Annotated in this window: 25 protein-coding genes; 23 read left to right on the forward strand and 2 right to left on the reverse strand. The window is 55.0% G+C overall.

The window, feature by feature from the left end:
• Positions 1–6: 6 nt before the first annotated feature.
• The 18 genes from rpsN to rplQ all read left to right on the forward strand — a co-directional run bounded on the left by rpsN (position 7) and on the right by rplQ (position 11419).
• Positions 7–312, forward strand: coding sequence for a 30S ribosomal protein S14 (rpsN, locus tag DL239_RS17645; RefSeq protein WP_167685423.1), 306 nt, complete (start codon positions 7–9; stop codon positions 310–312).
• A 13-nt stretch (positions 313–325) separates the two neighbouring features.
• Positions 326–718: a 30S ribosomal protein S8 gene (gene rpsH / locus DL239_RS17650; RefSeq protein ID WP_167685424.1), complete on the forward strand. Its 393-nt coding sequence runs from the start codon at positions 326–328 to the stop codon at positions 716–718.
• A 12-nt stretch (positions 719–730) separates the two neighbouring features.
• Complete coding sequence (rplF, locus tag DL239_RS17655) at positions 731–1264, forward strand: 50S ribosomal protein L6 (protein WP_167685425.1); 534 nt, start codon at positions 731–733, stop codon at positions 1262–1264.
• 11 nt (positions 1265–1275) lie between these two features.
• A complete protein-coding gene (rplR, locus tag DL239_RS17660) occupies positions 1276–1635 on the forward strand; it encodes a 50S ribosomal protein L18 (protein WP_167685426.1) in 360 nt (119 codons plus the stop codon).
• Between the two features lie 112 nt (positions 1636–1747).
• Positions 1748–2323 carry a 30S ribosomal protein S5 gene (rpsE, locus tag DL239_RS17665; RefSeq protein WP_167685427.1) on the forward strand — a complete coding sequence of 192 codons (576 nt, stop codon included), beginning with the start codon at positions 1748–1750 and terminating at the stop codon, positions 2321–2323.
• A gap of 12 nt (positions 2324–2335) precedes the next feature.
• Complete coding sequence (gene rpmD, locus DL239_RS17670) at positions 2336–2524, forward strand: 50S ribosomal protein L30 (RefSeq protein ID WP_167685428.1); 189 nt, start codon at positions 2336–2338, stop codon at positions 2522–2524.
• A 152-nt stretch (positions 2525–2676) separates the two neighbouring features.
• Complete coding sequence (locus DL239_RS17675; RefSeq protein WP_167685429.1) at positions 2677–3285, forward strand: 2-hydroxychromene-2-carboxylate isomerase; 609 nt, start codon at positions 2677–2679, stop codon at positions 3283–3285.
• A 59-nt stretch (positions 3286–3344) separates the two neighbouring features.
• Positions 3345–3764 carry an MAPEG family protein gene (locus DL239_RS17680; protein ID WP_167685430.1) on the forward strand — a complete coding sequence of 140 codons (420 nt, stop codon included), beginning with the start codon at positions 3345–3347 and terminating at the stop codon, positions 3762–3764.
• Positions 3765–4010: 246 nt separating this feature from the next.
• On the forward strand, positions 4011–4226 hold the full coding sequence (locus DL239_RS17685; protein WP_167685431.1) for a DUF1127 domain-containing protein: 216 nt from the start codon (positions 4011–4013) through the stop codon (positions 4224–4226).
• A gap of 453 nt (positions 4227–4679) precedes the next feature.
• A complete protein-coding gene (locus tag DL239_RS17690; RefSeq protein WP_167685432.1) occupies positions 4680–5489 on the forward strand; it encodes a class I SAM-dependent methyltransferase in 810 nt (269 codons plus the stop codon).
• Positions 5490–5661: 172 nt separating this feature from the next.
• Positions 5662–6135, forward strand: coding sequence for a 50S ribosomal protein L15 (rplO, locus tag DL239_RS17695; RefSeq protein WP_167685433.1), 474 nt, complete (start codon positions 5662–5664; stop codon positions 6133–6135).
• A 112-nt stretch (positions 6136–6247) separates the two neighbouring features.
• On the forward strand, positions 6248–7612 hold the full coding sequence (secY, locus tag DL239_RS17700; protein WP_167685434.1) for a preprotein translocase subunit SecY: 1365 nt from the start codon (positions 6248–6250) through the stop codon (positions 7610–7612).
• Positions 7609–8250, forward strand: a complete 642-nt coding sequence (locus DL239_RS17705) for an adenylate kinase (protein WP_167685435.1) — start codon at positions 7609–7611, stop codon at positions 8248–8250. The genes secY and DL239_RS17705 overlap by 4 nt, the downstream gene beginning before the upstream one ends.
• 73 nt (positions 8251–8323) lie before the next feature.
• Entirely contained in the window at positions 8324–8704 is a 381-nt protein-coding gene (locus DL239_RS17710) for a hypothetical protein (protein WP_167685436.1), read from the forward strand.
• Positions 8705–8942: 238 nt separating this feature from the next.
• Entirely contained in the window at positions 8943–9311 is a 369-nt protein-coding gene (gene rpsM / locus DL239_RS17715; protein ID WP_167685437.1) for a 30S ribosomal protein S13, read from the forward strand.
• 15 nt (positions 9312–9326) lie between these two features.
• Positions 9327–9716, forward strand: a complete 390-nt coding sequence (gene rpsK / locus DL239_RS17720) for a 30S ribosomal protein S11 (protein ID WP_167685438.1) — start codon at positions 9327–9329, stop codon at positions 9714–9716.
• Between the two features lie 116 nt (positions 9717–9832).
• Positions 9833–10849 (forward strand): DNA-directed RNA polymerase subunit alpha, encoded by a 1017-nt coding sequence (locus tag DL239_RS17725; protein WP_167685439.1) that lies wholly within the window; start codon positions 9833–9835, stop codon positions 10847–10849.
• Positions 10850–10996: 147 nt separating this feature from the next.
• The gene (gene rplQ / locus DL239_RS17730) at positions 10997–11419 is read left to right on the forward strand and encodes a 50S ribosomal protein L17 (protein WP_167685440.1); all 423 of its coding nucleotides are present in this window, start codon (positions 10997–10999) and stop codon (positions 11417–11419) included.
• Positions 11420–11495: 76 nt separating this feature from the next.
• On the opposite strand, the gene DL239_RS17735 is transcribed toward rplQ, so the two are convergent.
• Positions 11496–12389, reverse strand: a complete 894-nt coding sequence (locus tag DL239_RS17735) for a sulfotransferase domain-containing protein (protein WP_167685441.1) — start codon at positions 12387–12389, stop codon at positions 11496–11498.
• Positions 12390–12419: 30 nt separating this feature from the next.
• The gene (locus tag DL239_RS17740; protein WP_369410587.1) at positions 12420–13136 is read right to left on the reverse strand and encodes a porin family protein; all 717 of its coding nucleotides are present in this window, start codon (positions 13134–13136) and stop codon (positions 12420–12422) included.
• A gap of 369 nt (positions 13137–13505) precedes the next feature.
• Between DL239_RS17740 and DL239_RS17745 the strand changes: the two genes are divergently transcribed.
• The 5 genes from DL239_RS17745 to DL239_RS17765 all read left to right on the forward strand — a co-directional run bounded on the left by DL239_RS17745 (position 13506) and on the right by DL239_RS17765 (position 18383).
• The gene (locus tag DL239_RS17745; RefSeq protein WP_167685442.1) at positions 13506–14891 is read left to right on the forward strand and encodes a trypsin-like peptidase domain-containing protein; all 1386 of its coding nucleotides are present in this window, start codon (positions 13506–13508) and stop codon (positions 14889–14891) included.
• Between the two features lie 2 nt (positions 14892–14893).
• Positions 14894–16207 (forward strand): replication-associated recombination protein A, encoded by a 1314-nt coding sequence (locus DL239_RS17750; RefSeq protein ID WP_167685443.1) that lies wholly within the window; start codon positions 14894–14896, stop codon positions 16205–16207.
• Positions 16208–16297: 90 nt separating this feature from the next.
• Positions 16298–16678, forward strand: a complete 381-nt coding sequence (gene crcB, locus DL239_RS17755; protein WP_167685444.1) for a fluoride efflux transporter CrcB — start codon at positions 16298–16300, stop codon at positions 16676–16678.
• Positions 16675–17718 (forward strand): RluA family pseudouridine synthase, encoded by a 1044-nt coding sequence (locus tag DL239_RS17760; RefSeq protein ID WP_167685445.1) that lies wholly within the window; start codon positions 16675–16677, stop codon positions 17716–17718. Before crcB ends, DL239_RS17760 begins: the two co-directional genes overlap by 4 nt.
• Entirely contained in the window at positions 17715–18383 is a 669-nt protein-coding gene (locus DL239_RS17765) for an HAD-IA family hydrolase (protein WP_167685446.1), read from the forward strand. The genes DL239_RS17760 and DL239_RS17765 overlap by 4 nt, the downstream gene beginning before the upstream one ends.
• Positions 18384–18385: the final 2 nt, after the last annotated feature.

Genomic DNA, 18385 nt, shown 5'->3' on the forward strand with positions numbered 1-18385 from the left:
ATAGACATGGCTAAAAAAGCAATGATCGAACGCGAAAAGAAGCGGGAACGTTTGGTGGCAAAGTATGCTGCGAAACGCGCCGAGCTGAAAGAAATCGCGAATGACCAGTCCAAGCCTATGGAAGAGCGCTTTGCTGCGCGTCTGAAATTGGCAAAATTGCCGCGCAACAGCTCGGCTACACGTTTGCACAACCGTTGCCAGCTGACCGGCCGTCCTCACGCTTACTACCGTAAGCTGAAGGTAAGCCGGATCGCGCTGCGGGACCTTGGCTCTTCGGGCCAGATCCCCGGCATGGTGAAGTCGAGCTGGTAAGGGAGAGACAGATATGAACGATCCTATCGCAGATATGCTCACCCGGATCCGTAACTCGTCGTTGCGCGGTAAATCCACAGTCTCGACCCCAGCTTCCAAGCTGCGGGCCTGGGTTCTGGACGTACTGGCGGACGAAGGTTACATCCGTGGCTACGAAGCAACCACTGGTTCCGATGGCCACCCGGCGATCGAAATCAGCCTGAAGTACTACGATGGCGAGCCAGTCATTCGCGAACTGAAGCGGGTTTCAAAGCCTGGTCGTCGCGTTTACATGGGCGTCAATGACATCCCATCCGTCCGTCAGGGCCTGGGTGTGTCGATTGTCTCCACTCCTCGGGGTGTGATGTCGGACGCAAAAGCACGTGCAGCCAACGTTGGCGGCGAAGTGCTCTGCACCGTCTTCTAAGGAGGTCAATCAATGTCTCGTATTGGTAAAAAACCGGTCACACTGCCTGCAGGCGTTTCTGCATCAGTTTCCGGTCAGACCATCGAAGTTAAGGGCCCGAAAGGGACTCGTAGCTTCTCAGCCACCGACGACGTGACCCTAGCGGTCGAAGATAACGTTGTTTCCATCACACCACGCGGTATGTCCAAGCGGGCACGTCAGCAGTGGGGCATGTCCCGCACCATGGTTGCCAACTTGGTAACCGGCGTGACCTCCGGCTTCAAAAAAGAGCTGGAGATTCAGGGTGTTGGTTACCGGGCAAGCATGCAGGGTAACACCCTGAAGCTGAACCTGGGCCTGTCGCACGATGTGGAATTCGTAGCACCTGAGGGTGTTACTGTTACTGCTCCTAAGCCGACCATCATCATTGTCGAAGGCATTGATGATCAGGCTGTGGGTCAAGTTGCAGCTAACATTCGCGCATGGCGTAAGCCCGAGCCCTACAAGGGCAAAGGTATTCGCTACAAAGGTGAATTCGTCTTCCGCAAAGAAGGCAAGAAGAAGTAAGGACCAGCATAATGGCAAACAGCAAAAGAACCCTGTTTCTGAAGCGCCGCTTGCGCGTCCGGAACAAACTGCGCCGCGTGAACTCAGGACGTCTTCGTCTGTCCGTTCACCGCTCGAACAAGAACATCAGCGTTCAGCTGATCGACGACGTTCGTGGCGTAACATTGGCTTCGGCTTCGACCCTGGAAAAAGATCTGGGTTTCGTTGGCAAGAACAACATCGAAGCAGCTACCAAAGTGGGCGCGGCAATTGCCGAGCGTGCTAAGAAAGCTGGTGTTGAAGAAGCTTACTTTGATCGCGGTGGTTTCCTGTTCCACGGTAAAGTGAAGGCCCTGGCCGACGCTGCCCGTGAAGGTGGCCTCAAGATCTAATCAATGCGGGCGGCGCTTTGTGTGCCGCCCCGATGATCCGGGAGTTCCCTGCAAGGGGAGCTCACCAGGATTGAGAATTTAGGCGCATAGCGCCGGATGAAAGGAATGCCTCATGGCAAGAGAAGATAACCGCCGCGGCGGCCGTCGTGATCGAGACGAAGCTCCGGAATTTGCAGATCGCTTGGTAGCGATCAACCGCGTTTCCAAAACCGTAAAAGGTGGTAAGCGCTTTGGTTTTGCAGCTCTCGTAGTTGTAGGCGACCAAAAAGGCCGCGTTGGCTTTGGTAAAGGTAAAGCGAAAGAGGTCCCTGAGGCCATTCGTAAAGCCACCGAGCAAGCCAAGCGTCAGATGATCCGCGTTCAGCTGCGTGAAGGTCGTACACTGCACCACGACATGGAAGGCCGTCACGGCGCCGGTAAAGTGGTCATGCGTACAGCACCTGAAGGTACTGGTATCATCGCCGGTGGTCCAATGCGTGCCGTTTTCGAAATGCTTGGCGTCAAAGACGTTGTTTCGAAGTCGATTGGTTCGCAGAACCCTTACAACATGATCCGTGCAACCATGGATGGCCTCCGCAAAGAGTCCAGCCCACGTTCGGTTGCTCAGCGTCGTGGTAAGAAAGTTGCCGACATCCTGCCCAAGCGGGACGAAGCACCAGCAGCGGCACCTGCCGAAGCTGAAGCTTAAGGAGATCGGAAGATGGCTAAAACTATCGTAGTTAAGCAGATCGGTTCGCCGATCCGTCGTCCCGCCAAACAGCGTCAGACGCTGATCGGCCTGGGTCTGAACAAGATGCACAAGACACGTGAGCTGGAAGACACTCCTTCGGTTCGCGGCATGGTGAACAAGATTTCACACATGGTCGAGATCATCGAAGAAAAAGGCTAAGTCCTTTTCCTTGAAGACATCGAAAACGCCTCTGGTTCCGCCGGGGGCGTTTTTGTTTGCGAAGGAGTAAGGCACGAGCGACGTGTTCTGTGGTGCTGACAGGTGAGCTTTAGGGCGTTACCAATATGCAAATCTCACCAAGGATGCAGCACATGCCCACCATCGAATACTACTATTCAGCCCATTCCGCCTATGCCTACCTAGGGGCCAAGAAGCTGGCCCAGATCTGCACAGATCATGGCTGCACACTGCTGCACCGGCCGATTTACCTAAGCCCAGTCATCGAGGCCGCAGGGTCACAGCCTTTTGCGGCCCGTACCAAGGCCTACGCTGACTATTTCTTTGGCCGCGAGATAAAACGCTGGGCTGAATTCCGTGGCGCCGACATGATCAATTTTCGCCCCACACATCACGACAATCCACTGACACTACCCAACGGGTTGATTATTGCGGCGGCGGAAGCTGGTGCGCCGGTGGACAAGCTCTCCTATGAGATACTTAGAGCACACTGGGTGGACGATGCAGATCATGCGGATGCGGCTACTCTGGCTGATCTTGTTTCGGGGCTCGGGTTGGATGCCGATAGCCTTCTGACCGCGGCAATGTCTGACCCCATTCAGGCCTTGCATGACACATACACCCAAGAGGCCATTGACCGCAGCGTCTTTGGCTCGCCAACCTACGTTCTGGATGGCGACATGTTCTACGGTCAGGACCGGCTGGAGCTGCTCGAATATGCGCTGGTCAAAAGATCGGGTTGACGTAGCTGGGGCGGGGTGTTTTCTATTTAACCAAGTGATTAATTAGAGTGGAGCCCCCAATGCCCGAACTTGTTACAGCCTATTCAGTTGCCCTCATTTCTCTGCTGGTTTTTGTTCTTGTTGTTCTGCTGCAATCCGCATTGGTCGGTGCGGCTAAGGCCAAGGCGAATATGACGCCGGGCAGCGAACCCGAAGCGGACTATGATAACCCGGTGTACCGGTTGAATAGGTGCCACCAAAACGGTGTCGAGATCATGCCAGCCGCCGCAATCGGCCTGTTCGCCTGCATCCTGACCGGGGCTTCTGCATGGTGGGTGAATCTGCTGATGGTGCTGTTTCTTGTGCTGCGGCTGATCTACATCCTGATCTACGCGCAGAATGTCGGCAAACCGACACAGGGCATACGTACCTTTGTGTATGTTGCCGGCTGGGCCATGGTTGTCGGGCTTTGCGGCATGGCAATTTGGGCGCTGATCTGAACATAACCAGCCGCCATCGCACCTTCGCACAACAGGCCCAGTAATGGCGGCTAGAGCGCCGGGTTCCGTCTCACCCAGCTCTCCAATCATGAACGAATTATGACTTTTCCCATGCGTTCAACGCATAGCGGATTGACCGAACTGTCAGTTGTTTGGGCGATCTAATCCTATATCTAAAGCTTACCAAACAAGAGCAAATCACAGAGCTGGGGAATGCGTTCCAGCTATAGAATATAGGACTACATCATGGCACACGTCATCAACACAGCATCTACCGGTTTCAACCTGTTCGCCCGCATCCGTGGCTTCGTTGAAAACACCAAGCAGGCCTGGGATCTGAACGCTGAATACAAGCGCACATTCGCCGAGCTGGACAGCCTGGAAAATCGCGAGCTGGCCGACATCGGTGTTCGCCGCTGCGACATCGCAGAAATCTCTCGTATCCACGTATACGGCCACTAATTCAGGAATTCATTCAATCCTATCCTCCTCCCTTGGGTTTGAATGACCAGAAACGCCTCCGCATTGCGGGGGCGTTTTCTGTTGCGGGGGGGGCGTACGCTCTGGCAGGCGGATCTTAAGCTACAAACGTCATCCTGTCCGTGATCGCGATCTTCGCCGGGCTTGGCACCCCGGCACACCTGGAGCCTGGCCCTCGTAAAGAAGGGGGCGCAACTGAACCGTTCATTGCACGGGGCAATCCCCCGTCTGCATCCATTCTGGCGGCGCCGCCATTTCTATCCGGCCCTTCCGTTTGACAAAGAATTGCACGGCAGAATCCGACAGGGCAGGGGCCTTGGCGGCTGAACGGCTGAGCCTTGGGTGTAATGCATTTTACGATTTGAGAGCGCATTAGCCTTTGACCTGCTTGGGCGGCGCAGTGCTATGGTTTGATTTTGAGTTAGGGATTTTAAAATGACACAGACATCGGGATTTCAAGTCGCAAACCAAGCCCCTCGATTCTACGACAGCCATGTGGAAAGGTTCATGGCTCCGTTTGTCCAAAAGCTGGTTAGCCGTGCAGTCACGCCCCGCAGCGTTGTTCTTGACGTAGCCTGTGGCACCGGATTCGCAACACGAGCGGCAGCAATTGCAGCAGGACCGAGCGGCCGGGTCACAGGTAGTGACATCAATCCCGCCATGCTTGAGATGGCGCAAAGCGTAACGGGTGATAGCTTTGGCATTCAATGGGTGCCCGCTTCAGCAATGGACCTTCCGTTTGAGAACCACTCTTTCGATGCGGTGATATCGCAGCAGGGGCTCCAGTTCTTTCCGAACCCGGTAGCCGGTCTGCGCGAAATGGCACGCGTAACCAAGGCAGGTGGGACGCTTGCCGCTACCGTTTGGGCGCCCAAGGTTGAGGTGCCTTATCTTGATAGCGTGTTCTCGATGTGCACCAGTCAATGCAATGGCAGCGAGAGCGCAGTGACCCAGACATTCGCCGAAGGAGGAGAAGCGCAAATTCGCAACTGGTTCGAGCAAGCCGGTTTAGCCGCCGCCGATATTGAGTTGATCGAAGCAAATGTCAGTTTGCCGCCTGTTGGTGAATACGTCGAAGATCACATTCGTGCGCTTCCCCCAATGATTGTCGGCGAGTTTTTAGAATGCTCAGCCGAAGTTCAAAGCAGCTTGCTCGAACAGGTGAAGCGCGACCTTTCCCCTTATGCAGATGGGGAAGGGTATGAGGTTCCGTTCCGTTCGTATCTGGCAATGGCCACGGTGTAGAGCCAAAGGATCTGTTTGACAGCTGGTGCGTTGAACTTCTGCCTCTTGATCCACACCCCCAACGGGTCTATAGGCACCCGGTGGCCGCTCTGGTCACAAGAATCAGAATCAATATATGCCGTGGTTGGCCCGAATACGCTTCGTGGGTCACATCCGGCTAAGGAGAAGCGATATGAGACTTAACGAACTGAGCGACAACCCAGGCGCAACGAAAAAACGCAAGCGCGTTGGTCGTGGTCCAGGTTCCGGCACCGGTAAGATGGGTGGCCGTGGTATCAAAGGTCAGAAATCCCGTTCGGGTGTTGCCATCAATGGCTACGAAGGTGGTCAGATGCCTTTGTACCAACGTCTGCCAAAGCGTGGCTTTAACAAGCCAAACCGCAAGGCATTCGCTGTCATCAACCTGGGCCTGATCCAGAAATTCATCGATCTGGGCAAGCTCGACGCCAAGTCGATCACCGAAGACGCACTGGTCGAATCAGGTGTTGTTCGGCGCAAGCTGGACGGTATCCGCGTTCTGGCTAAAGGCGAAATCACTGCCAAAGCAATTATCTCTGTTACCGGTGCCTCAAAAGCAGCCGTTGAAGCAGTAGAAAAGGCGGGCGGTGCCCTGACTGTAGTGGCAAAAGAAGCCGCAGCTGAGTAAGCGCTTGTGAGCGGCAACAATGCCGCTTACATAGTCTTCAGTTTTCCAATTGACGCCGCCCAAGCCGGAAAACGGCTTCGGGCGGCGTTTTCGCAATAAAGAGACCTTTTTCATGGTATCAGCAGCAGAACAAATGGCGGCGAACACGAGCTGGTCCGCGCTTGGCAAAGCGACAGACCTGCGTAATCGCATCCTGTTCACCCTGGCCCTATTGATTGTCTATCGTTTGGGGACATTCATTCCGGTTCCAGGCATCGACACAATCGCCCTGCGAGAGTTTATGGACCAGGCCGGTCAGGGTATTGGCGGCATGGTATCCATGTTCACCGGTGGCGCGCTTGGCCGTATGGGTATTTTTGCCCTTGGCATCATGCCTTATATCTCGGCTTCGATTATTATCCAGCTGCTGACCTCGATGGTTCCGTCGCTGGAGCAGTTGAAGAAAGAGGGCGAGCAGGGCCGCAAGAAAATCAACCAGTACACCCGCTATGGCACCGTGGCGCTGGCCACTGCACAGGCCTATGGTCTGGCTGTGTCGCTTGAGGCAGGTGAGTTGGCCACAGATCCCGGCATGTACTTCCGTATGGCCTGCATGATCACTCTGGTTGGCGGCACCATGTTCCTGATGTGGCTGGGTGAGCAGATCACTCAGCGTGGTCTGGGTAACGGTATCTCGCTGATCATCTTTGTTGGTATTATCGCCGAAGTTCCAGCTGCACTGGCTCAGTTCTTTGCTTCCGGTCGTTCTGGCGCAATCAGCCCTGCGGTTATCGTGATGGTGCTGATCATGGTCATCGCGATCATCATGTTCGTGGTCTTTATGGAACGCGCCCTGCGCAAGATCCATATTCAGTACCCGCGCCGTCAGGTTGGCATGAAAGTCTATGACGGTGGTTCTTCGCATCTGCCAGTCAAAGTGAACCCAGCAGGCGTTATCCCAGCGATCTTTGCCAGCTCGCTGTTGCTGCTGCCGACTACCATCTCGACCTTCTCGTCGGGCTCTACCAGTGGTCCGGTGATGTCTTGGCTGCTTGCCAACTTTGGTCCCGGTCAGCCGCTGTACCTGTTGTTCTTTACGTCGATGATCGTGTTCTTCGCTTACTTCTACACTTTCAATGTGTCGTTTAAGCCAGAAGACGTGGCCGACAACCTGAAGAACCAGAACGGCTTTGTTCCGGGGATCCGTCCGGGCAAAAAGACAGCTGAATATCTTGAGTATGTGGTCAACCGCGTGTTGGTTCTTGGCTCGGGTTATCTGGTGCTGGTCATGCTGCTGCCGGAAATTCTGCGCGGTCAGTTTGCAATCCCGTTCTACTTTGGTGGTACGTCGGTTCTGATTGTTGTCTCGGTAACAATGGATACCATTCAGCAAGCGCAAAGCCATCTGTTGGCGCATCAGTACGAAGGTCTGATCGAGAAGAGCCAGCTGCGTGGTAAGAGCAAAAAACGTGGTAAGCGGGGTCCATCGCGCAAATGAATATTATTCTGTTAGGCCCCCCTGGTGCAGGCAAAGGCACTCAAGCACGCCATCTGGTCGAAACTCGTGGCATGATCCAGCTAAGCACTGGCGACATGCTGCGCGAAGCGAAATCCAGCGGTACCGAGATGGGGCTGAAAGTCGCCGCCATCATGGACGCCGGCAAGCTGGTCACGGACGAAATCGTGATTGGCCTGATCGAAGAGAAGCTGGCCGCTGAACCTGGCGCTGGTTTCATCTTTGATGGTTTCCCACGCACATTGGCGCAGGCTGATGCGTTGGCTGCACTGCTGGCTAAGCTTGGCCAGTCACTGCACACCGTCATCGAAATGCGGGTCGACGACGAGGCGCTGGTAAAGCGCATCACTGGTCGCTTTACCTGTGGTGATTGTGGTGAAGTATACCACGACGAGACCAAGCCGACGGCTGAGGCTGACAAGTGTGATCATTGTGGCAGTACCAACATGGTGCGGCGTGCGGATGACAACGAAGACAGCCTGCGCACCCGTCTGATGGAATACTACAAAAAGACCTCGCCACTGATTGGCTACTACTACGCCAAGGGCGACCTGCGCCCGGTCAACGGTCTGGCTGACATCTCTGAGGTGCAGAACTCGATCAAGGCCATTTTGGGCTGATCACGTTTGTGAATTTGATAACGAATTAGGGCTAGGGTTTTCCTGGCCCTTTTTTGTTTTAGGAATTCACTCAATGAACTTTCGCAACTTTCTTGCCCTTGCATCTGTCTGCCTAGCTGTTCCAGCCTCTGCCGAGCGGATTTTCCTGAATGACCCAAATTCATGTCATCTGTTGGAACAGGAATACGGGGATCTGGATTTTGCGGGCAATGGCGGACTGATCCTGAATGAATCTGGTTTCAGCTCGCTCGAATATTTTTGCGAATTCCAACCTGATCTACAGTTTCATTGGGACGGGTGGCTGGCCACAACCCATATGGGGCATTGCCAAGAGCCGGGCCCGTTCTACACCCCCACTTTGTTTACTTTCGTAATGACAGAGGAAGAGCCGGGTGTGATAACGATGTTTGATGGATCACAGGAACCGACGCGGTTCTATTCTTGCACGGACTGACCTTCTCGGATTGGTTGCGCTAGCACCGAACTTTGATGTCAATCAAAACGTGGGTTGACGATCTGTAAAATACCTCATACCCAACCCCATCCCTTTAGGGAATCAATTCCTGTGGGTGGGCTTTGCCTATTTCCACAGATACCTCGAAAATACTGGGCCAATCGGTTTCAATGCCAGGGTCAAGTGTTGTGAAAAAAGATTCCGGAGCTACGGAATCGCAACAAAAGGAACGTATAACGTGGCACGTATTGCCGGCGTAAACATCCCGACTGCAAAGCGGGTTCCAATCGCCCTTACCTATATCACCGGAATCGGTACAACCACGGCTGAAGCCATTTGCGAAGCCGTAGGCATCGAAATGACTCGTCGTGTAAACGAACTGTCCGACGCCGAAGTTCTGAAAATCCGCGAGCACATCGACGCCAACGTCGAAGTCGAAGGCGACCTTCGCCGCGAAACAACCATGAACATCAAACGTTTGATGGATCTGGGTTGTTACCGTGGTCTGCGTCACCGTCGCAACCTCCCCGTACGCGGTCAGCGTACTCACACTAACGCTCGTACACGCAAGGGCCCTGCACGGGCTATTGCTGGTAAGAAGAAGTAAGGGAGGGTTTGATCAATGGCACGCGATAAGACTCGTACGAAGAAAAAAGAGCGCAAGAACATCGCCTCCGGCGTTGCTCACGTTAACAGCTCATTCAACAACACCAAGATCCTTATCTCGGATGTACAGGGCAACGCCATTTCATGGTCGTCTGCTGGTACAATGGGCTTCAAAGGTTCGCGGAAATCCACACCGTACGCTGCTCAGCTGGCTGCAGAAGATGCAGGCAAAAAAGCTCAGGACCACGGTGTTAAAACTCTGGAAGTCGAAGTTCAGGGCCCAGGTGGTGGACGTGAATCCGCACTGCGCGCTTTGGCTGCCATCGGCCTTAACATCACATCGATCCGTGATGTAACTCCGATGGCACACAACGGCTGCCGTCCGCCTAAGCGCCGCCGCGTCTAAGCGACACTAAATTACCGCTGGGGTCCTGTGTTTTACATGGGCCCCAGTTTGTCATTAGAAACCTCGGGCGCCTGAACCTATCGGACATGGGGTACAGGCAGGAATGGAGGGAACGCATGATCCATAAGAATTGGGCAGAACTGATCAAGCCGACACAGCTTGAAGTTAAGCCGGGCAACGACCCAGCACGCCAGGCGACAGTTGTCGCTGAGCCGCTGGAACGTGGCTTTGGTCTGACCCTGGGCAACGCGCTGCGTCGCATTTTGATGAGCTCGCTGCAAGGCGCCGCCATCACATCCGTCCAGATCGATAACGTCCTGCACGAGTTCTCGAGCGTTGCTGGTGTACGTGAAGACGTTACCGACATCATCCTGAACCTCAAAGGTGTTTGCCTGCGCATGGAAGTCGAAGGCCCTAAGCGTCTTTCGATCAATGCAAAAGGCCCAGCCGTTGTTACTGCTGGCGACATTTCTGAGTCCGCAGGCATCGAAATCCTGAACCGTGATCACGTGATCTGTCACTTGGATGACGGCGCTGACCTGTTCATGGAACTGACTGTGAACACTGGTAATGGTTATGTTTCGGCTGAAAAGAACAAGCCGGAAGATGCTCCTATCGGCCTGATCCCGATCGACGCGATCTACTCGCCGGTCAAAAAGGTTTCGTATGACGTTCAGCCGACCCGCGAAGGTCAGGTTCTGGACTATGACAAACTGACCATGAAAATCGACACCGACGGTTCGATCACGCCGGACGACGCTGTGGCTTTTGCTGCGCGTATCCTGCAGGACCAACTGTCGATCTTCGTGAACTTTGATGAGCCTGAGTCTGCTTCTCGCGCAGACGAAGACGATGGTCTCGAGTTCAACCCGCTTCTGTTGAAGAAAGTGGACGAGCTGGAACTGTCTGTTCGTTCGGCAAATTGCCTCAAGAACGACAACATCGTTTACATCGGCGATCTGATCCAGAAAACCGAAGCCGAAATGCTGCGCACGCCAAACTTTGGCCGCAAGTCGCTTAACGAGATCAAGGAAGTGCTTTCGGGCATGGGTCTGCATCTCGGCATGGACGTTGAGGACTGGCCACCGGACAACATCGAAGATCTGGCGAAAAAGTTCGAAGACTCGTTCTAATAGGACTGGTCAAAAGATTGGAGAGGGCGTAAAGCCCTCTCCGAAATGCCCACAGTGGTGGGGAAATCTGGGCACCAACGCCCCAAGGAGAGTGGCTGACCCGCATCGGCTGCCAGACAAAGCAAAACGTAACGAAGGAATACGAAAATGCGTCACGCACGTGGTTACCGCCGCCTGAACCGTACACATGAGCACCGTAAAGCTCTGTTTGCTAACATGGCTGGCTCGCTCATCGAGCACGAGCAGATCAAAACAACTCTGCCAAAAGCAAAAGAACTGCGCCCAATCATCGAAAAGATGATCACACTGGCAAAACGCGGCGACATTCACGCCCGTCGTCAGGCTTCGGCCAAGCTGAAAGAAGAGCAGTACGTTGCAAAACTGTTCGACATCCTGGGCCCACGCTACAAAGACCGTCAGGGTGGCTATGTCCGCGTCCTGAAAGCTGGCTTCCGTTATGGCGACATGGCTCCAATGGCGATCATCGAATTCGTTGACCGCGACCGCGATGCCAAAGGCGCAGCTGACAAAGCACGCGTTGCAGCAGAAGAAGTTGCCGCTGAAGAATAAGACCTTCGGATCATAGATCCCAAGCGTCAAAGGCCCTCGTTCCAACCGGAACGGGGGCTTTTTTGTTAGATGGCAGTCAAGTTCTTGTCGAACCCCAATTTAGCCATCTGGCATCCTCGGGTGTCAGCAACTCAGCGCAGCGCTCTGAATACCGTCTGAGATCATCGTCATTAAGACGGCCCTCCCACTTGTTGGATGTACCTGATGCAAAGAACTTGGCCTGATCCACAAAGGGTGAATCTTCATCAAATCGCCTTTCGCTGGTTTCGATAACTTTGCGCATGCTGGCAAAGGTGTTTGCCTCGGTTAGCGCATCGAGGGTTTTCGCTGACAGATCAATTTTCAAAATTTTGGCAAGTCGCGATATCTGGCCATGTAGGTCGCTGCTCAGGTCTGCATAGTGAACGAAATGTACGTTCCCTTGGTCTTGGCGCGATTTGGCTTGGTGGTAGTGATGGGCGATGGAAGCCAAGCTTAGATCATCTGTACCCGCATCAGTCGATGGAGCATCGAGAAACCGGTTGAAGCCTTCTCGGATATCCTCGGGAAACTGTTCTGCCAAGCGACCGGGGTCTTTCATATTTGCAACATGACTTCGAAACGAGAAGTGGGCATCCACTGGGTGACGATACACAACGATGTAGGTAGGCTCCGCACCGTATGCGATGCCGTCCATTGGAGTATGGCTTTTGATGCAGCGCCGCCGCGTCAGGCTTGCTTGTTTCTTTGCGATCGCCTGTCTGTCGCGAAACCCACAATCGAGCCAAGGTGCGTCATCTCGGTTACCTGCATCTGGAACGACGACGCCGTAGATCAGCATCATTACGATGTTCAATGTCCATGTCGTACCGCATTTCGGCGGCGTGCATACAATCACGTCGTTGGGTCGCAGCTGAAAACTGTCCCAAATATCTGTGTTTGTAACCGGGCCGCAATAGTCACGTTGACGTTCTGTGTGCACTGTTTGCATCGTAGTCCCCTAGTTGCGGAGGTCGTCGGTCTAGAAATGGTAGGTCATGCCGAGTATCGGGCCAGTCTGTTTGAATTCGTAATTGTTTGTACTGCCATCGTTACTGACGCTGATGTGTCGAAGCCCAAACCGCCCAACCCATTTGTCACTAAAGGCGTAGTCTGCGGTCAAAAGCACCTGCCAGGTTTCGCGGTCCTCCCAGCCGCCAACATCGGCAACAACTGTCCCAGACCATTTATCATTCAGGCTGAACCTCGAGCGCAGACCTATCACAGGATCGATCCAATCGTCCGCAGTGGTGCGACTGTTGGTGGGCAGGGTGCCTGCCTGTAACGTCATGGTGGTATTGGTATCGTACCAGCGTGCGCCCGCCAGCAGGTCAGTAGTGACTGTTTGCGTCTCGTGGAGCCGGTATGAGAGATACCCTGTCAGGATCCGCGTTTTGATAGATGTGCTTAGCCCGCTATAGGCCGGGCCGGGTGTCGCGGTGTCAAAACCGATGTCGGTCATCATGTAATCGAGAGCAAAGCCCCATTGACCGTTCTCGGCGGTGAAGGTCCCCATGAATGTGCTATCCAGATTTTCCAAAGCGTCTGTAAAGCTGAGTGTTGCACTCCGATCGCCGATGCTTGTTTCGGTCTCAGCTGCATATAGGTACAGCGCAGCTGAATAGCTCCAGTCCTGAGCATGTGCTGGTGAGCTAGCAATAAATGCCGCGACGACCAATGGATTGACTATCTGTTTCACTGTGAACCCCCTACCAACTAGGCTTATGGTTGCGCGGAGTAGCGCTGGGTTCAAGATATATCTGTAGAAGATAGGTTTTGGGCGATTTGCCGGCAGCTGCGACAAGCCCTCGTTTGATCCTGATCGGAGGCCTTTTTGTTGATGGCTTGTAATGCGCCCGATGGGCGCTGCCTCCGGCGGGGATATTTAGGGCCAGATGAAGCCGCTGGAGGATCTACTTTCCGGGTTTCTTTTTGCAAAAAACTACTCCGGGGTGAATTGGCCTTTGGCCAAGAGGGGCAGCGCCCTTGTCTTCCTTTTGATCGGGCTGCGCTTGCATTTGGCCGATGCCCCCCGCATATCCTAGGGACACGTTAAGTTGGAGCCAAAATGATCCGCGCAGCCCTTATTGCCCTTACTGTTGTCGCAGCAAACCCGCTGGCGGCTGAAACCCGCGTGCCGACGTCTCAGGCTGAAATCAGCCTTGGTTTTGCGCCGCTGGTCAAAGAGGCCGCGCCAGCGGTGGTAAATATCTATGCCAAGATTATTACTCAGGCACCGCAGCGCACATCCTTTTCTAAGGACCCGTTCTTTGATGAATTCTTTCGCGGGTTTGCCGACCCACAACCGCGGGTGCAGAACTCACTTGGGTCGGGGGTGATCCTGTCGGACGATGGTATCGTTGTGTCGAACTACCACGTGGTTGGCATGGCCACGGATATCCGTGTGGTGACCACCGACCGGCGTGAATATAATGCCCGTGTTGTTTTGGCAGATAAGGCCAGTGATCTGGCTATCCTTCAGCTGGACGACGCTGCCGATCTGCCGTTTTTGGAACTGCGTAACAGCGATGAGGTCGAGGTTGGTGAGCTGGCCCTAGCCATTGGTAACCCTTTTGGTGTTGGGCAAACCGTAAGCAGCGGTATCATATCCGGTCTAGCCCGGACAGGCGCCGGAACGGGGCAGGGGTTTGGCTATTACTTGCAGACTGATGCGGCGATTAATCCCGGTAACTCGGGCGGGGCGCTGATTGATGTGAATGGCGATCTGATTGGTATCAATACTCGCATTCTAAGCAGATCTGGCGGATCGAACGGGATTGGTTTTTCCATCCCGGCTAATCTGGTGCGCGAATTTGTGCATCAGGCAGAGAATGGAATCGAAGCGTTCCAGCGACCCTGGGCAGGCATGACGGGGCAACCGGTTGATGCGGATATGGCGGCCTCGATGGGGATGGACCGTCCCGTGGGTATGGTGATCTCAGACCTTCACCCAGCCAGTCCCTTTGCCAAGGTTGGGTTTAAGGTTGGTGATGTGATATCTGCCGTCGACGGTCAGGTTGTCAATTCACCATCCGAGATGGTGTTTCGTATGACGGTTGCTGGTATGGGTGGTAGTGCTCAGATCACTCGTTTACGCGGGACTGAGGCAGCTGATCTGGCAGTGAAGATGATGGCGGCCCCTAACACGCCATCGGCGGATCCTGTTCAGTTGAATGAGAAATCGGTTTTGGAGGGCCTGATAGTGGTCCGCATCAATCCGGAGATGATCCGCCGGTTGGACCTGCCGCTTAGCGCGGAAGGGGTGGTGATCACCAATCCTGGCCGTTATGGCGCGCGCCTTGGTCTGCGCCAGGGGGATGTGGTGCAAGAGATAAATGGCAAAGAAGTGGTCAATACTGTCGACGTTCCCAAGTTTTTGTCCAGTTCAAGACGTCAGGTGAAAATGAAGCTACTGCGCGGTGGGCAGCAGCTGAACGTGAGGTTCCGGTTGTAACCATGGCTGACTTGTTCGACAGCGGCGCTGAGCCATCAGAGCAACCGCAACGTAACCGGCCTTTGGCAGATCGGTTGCGGCCGCAGACACTGGCACAGGTTATTGGTCAGTCTCAGGTCTTGGGGCCTGAGGCGCCATTGGGTGTCATGCTGGCGTCTGGGTCGTTGTCTTCACTGATCTTCTGGGGGCCGCCCGGCGTTGGTAAAACCACCATCGCTCGTTTGCTTGCAGATGAGACTGATCTCCACTTTGTGCAGATCAGTGCGATTTTTTCTGGTGTGGCTGACCTGAAGAAGGTGTTCGAGGCCGCTAAGATCCGGCGCCAGAACGGGCAGGGGACTCTGCTGTTCGTGGACGAGGTGCACCGCTTTAACAAAGCGCAGCAGGATGGGTTTTTGCCGCATATGGAAGACGGCACCATCCTGTTGGTTGGGGCCACTACCGAAAACCCCAGCTTTGAGCTGAACGCCGCTGTGCTTAGCCGGTCGCAGGTTCTGGTGCTGGAGCGCTTGTCGCTGGTAGAGTTGGAGTTGATGACCCAGCGGGCCGAGAAAGAGTTGGATCGCGCCCTGCCGTTGGATGCCGAAGCGCGGGATGCGTTGCATGAGATGGCCGATGGCGATGGTCGGGCGCTATTGAACCTGATCGAACAGGTGTCCGCCTGGAAGGTGGACAAGCCGTTGAACCGCGACGCACTGGCGACCCGTTTGATGCGGCGGGCGGCAAAATTCGATAAATCCGGTGATGAGCATTACAACCTGATTTCAGCCCTGCACAAATCTATCCGCGGGTCAGACCCCGATGCAGCGTTGTATTGGTTGGGGCGGATGCTGGAAGGCGGAGAGGACCCGCGGTTTCTGGCCCGTCGTCTAACCATGATGTCGACCGAGGATATTGGTCTGGCGGATCCGCAGGCGAACACTGTGTGTCTGAATGCCTGGCAAACCTACGAACGCTTGGGCAGCCCAGAGGGTGAATTGGCACTGGCTAATGCAGCGGTCTATCTGGCCTTGGCACCAAAATCGAATGCTGTCTATGTGGGCATTAAGGCTGCGCGCAGGTTGGCCAAGCAGACTGGCAGCGCGCCACCGCCGAAACATATCATGAATGCTCCGACCAAACTGATGGCCGAGCAGGGCTACGGTGAAGGCTATGCCTATGATCATGACGCCGAGGATGGGTTTTCTGGGCAGAACTATTTCCCAGACGGGGTGAAACACCCAGTGCTGTATCAGCCGGTTGAACGCGGGTTCGAGCGTGAGTTGAAGCGGCGGGTGGATTATTTCGCCAAGCTACGGGCGCAGCGCAACAGTTAAGGCTGGTGTAGGCCCCGGGTGATGAGCCCTGCGTTCAGCGCAAGGCGGGGAAAACTTGACATCCACGTCCCCACACGCGAGAGACCGCCAATGTTTTATACAGTCCTATATGTCGCCCTTGGGGGCGCAATCGGCGCGGCGGCCCGGTATCTGGCGGGTTTGGGTATGATCCGCCTGCTGGGGCATCATCCGTTTCCGGTTGCGGTGTTGACGGTGAATGTCGTCGGATCGTTCCTGATGGGGGCCTTTGTGATCCTGGCTGCTCAACGCGGTCTGACCCATCTTAGCCCGTTTGTGATGACCGGGATCTTGGGTGGGTTCACCACGTTTTCGGCGTTTTCATTGGAAACCGTCAACATGTTGGAACGCGGTGCGTTTGGATACGCGGCGCTGTATGTTTCGATGTCAGTGATTTTGTCAGTGACTGGACTATTTCTAGGCCTGATGGCCGCAAAAGGGGTGCTGGCATGAGCGGCGTACAGAAAATCATCGTTGCAGACGACGACACGGATCAGAGGTTGGATCGTTGGCTGCGGCGGTTGTTCCCGCATGTCAGCCAAGGGCGGATCGAAAAGATGTGCCGCAAGGGCGATCTGCGGGTCGACAGTGGCCGGGTGAAACCTTCGACCCGCGTCATGGCCGGGCAAACCGTGCGGGTGCCGCCGCTGCCTGCGATTGACCATCAGCCTAATGATACTCAGCGCCGGATCTCGGATGCGGATATCAAGATGATCCAGTCCTGTGTGATCTACCGCGACGATAATGTGATCGCGCTGAACAAACCGCATGGTTTGGCGGTGCAGGGTGGCAGCGGCCAAAGCCGCCACGTGGACGGGTTGGCCGAGGCGCTGAAATTTGGGTATGAGGAAAAACCCAAGCTGGTGCACCGGCTGGACAAGGATACCTCGGGTGTTTTGCTGCTGGCACGTGACCGGCTGTCGGCCAAGGCATTGACCGCCGCCTTTCGCCATCGCGAGACACAGAAAATCTATTGGTCGGTGGTTGCTGGGGTTCCGCATCCCAAGCTTGGCATGATCAAAACTGGGCTGGTCAAAGCGCACGGGCATGGCCCGGGTGGCGAAGGCGAGAAGATGTACAACATCCACCCGCGCGATATCGACGATACTCCGGGCGCCAAAAAGGCGATCACCGACTATGTTGTGCTAGAGGCTGCCGGCAAACGCGCGGCCTGGATGGCGCTAAGCCCGGTCACAGGGCGTACCCACCAGTTGCGTGCACACATGGGCGAGCTGGGACATCCGATTGTCGGTGATGGCAAATACGGCGGATCGAGCCAGGAAAACCTCGGCGATGGCTGGGGCTCACAACTGGGCAACGAGATCTCGAAAAAGCTGCACCTGCACGCGCGCAGCATCAGGATCGAGCATCCGGTGAACAAGTCGGTTCTGAACATCACCGCACCGCTGCCACAGCACATGCAGGATACTTGGGACTATTTTCAATGGGATCCAAGGGATGTGCCCGAGGATCCGTTTGAGGAACTGGAATGAGCGCAGACCTGCGGCTGGTTCTGTTTGATATGGATGGCACTCTGGTGGACAGCCAGGGGGCTATCACCGGAGCCATGTACGAAGCCTTTGCCGGGCAGGGGTTAGAGCCACCGTCGCGTGACGCGATCCTATCAATCGTTGGTCTGTCGCTAGATCTGGCAATGGCAGAGCTGTCTCCCGGCGCCGACCCTGCGACCCAGAGCGCTTTGGTTGAGGGCTACAAGAATTCTTACATGGTGTCGCGGCAGGGGGCAGGTAAGGCGCACTCGCCACTGTATCCCGGCACGCTTGAGATGCTATCGGCGCTGCATGCGGTGCCTGAATATCTGTTGGGTGTCGCCACTGGTAAATCACAGCGCGGGCTGGATGCGGTTATCGCATCCCATGATTTGACCTGTTTTGTGACCCGGCAGTCAGCAGACCACCACCCATCAAAACCACATCCTTCGATGATCCATACGGCTATGGTAGAAACCGGAGTTGCACCTGAACACACGGTAATGATCGGCGATACCAGCTATGATATCGACATGGGTCACGCCGCTGGTGTCACGACGATCGCAGTACCCTGGGGGTACCATCCGGTGGATCAGTTGAACGCGCATCACACCATCAATAGTTTTGCCGATTTGGCACCCTTGTTACAAAGAATTTGGAAGGCCTGACC

The organism is Parasedimentitalea denitrificans, from assembly GCF_011813015.1.
GTDB classification, from domain to species: domain Bacteria; phylum Pseudomonadota; class Alphaproteobacteria; order Rhodobacterales; family Rhodobacteraceae; genus Parasedimentitalea; species Parasedimentitalea denitrificans.